The 596-nt window shown below is 66.8% G+C and carries 1 protein-coding gene; it reads right to left on the bottom strand.

The features are described 5' to 3' along the window. Positions 1 to 596, bottom strand: a 596-nt coding sequence (locus M4J39_RS22780; protein WP_251730794.1) for a GTP-binding protein, incomplete at both ends; no start/stop codon positions are given.

The raw sequence follows: 596 nt of genomic DNA, 5'->3' as shown, positions 1-596 counted from the left end.
GAAGCCGGCTTGCACAGCACCTGGCCGCGCTCGACGTCTTCACGCTTGGTGCCGCGCAGCAGCGCGCCGATGTTGTCGCCGGCCTGGCCCTGGTCGAGCAGCTTGCGGAACATCTCGACGCCGGTCACGGTCGTCTTGGTCGTCGGGCGGATGCCGACGATCTCGACTTCCTCGCCGACCTTGACGATGCCGCGCTCGACGCGACCGGTCACCACCGTGCCGCGACCCGAGATCGAGAACACGTCTTCGATCGGCATCAGGAACGGCTGGTCGACCGGACGCTCCGGCTGCGGGATGTAGGCGTCGACTTCGCGCATCAGCTCAAGGATGGCGTCGTGGCCGAGCTTCGGATCGCCGTTCTCGAGGGCGACGAGGGCCGAACCCTTGACGATCGGAATGTCGTCGCCGGGGAACTCGTAGGACGACAGAAGCTCGCGAACTTCCATCTCCACCAGCTCGAGCAGCTCGGGGTCGTCGACCATGTCGCACTTGTTCAGGAACACGACGATGGCGGGAACGCCGACCTGACGGGCGAGCAGGATGTGCTCGCGGGTCTGCGGCATCGGGCCGTCGGCGGCCGAAACCACCAGGATCGC

This window comes from Pleomorphomonas sp. NRK KF1, from assembly GCF_023721755.1.
GTDB lineage: Bacteria > Pseudomonadota > Alphaproteobacteria > Rhizobiales > Pleomorphomonadaceae > Pleomorphomonas.
Note: the sequence above shows the minus strand (reverse complement) of the source record. Positions and strands in the feature narration are given on the sequence as shown.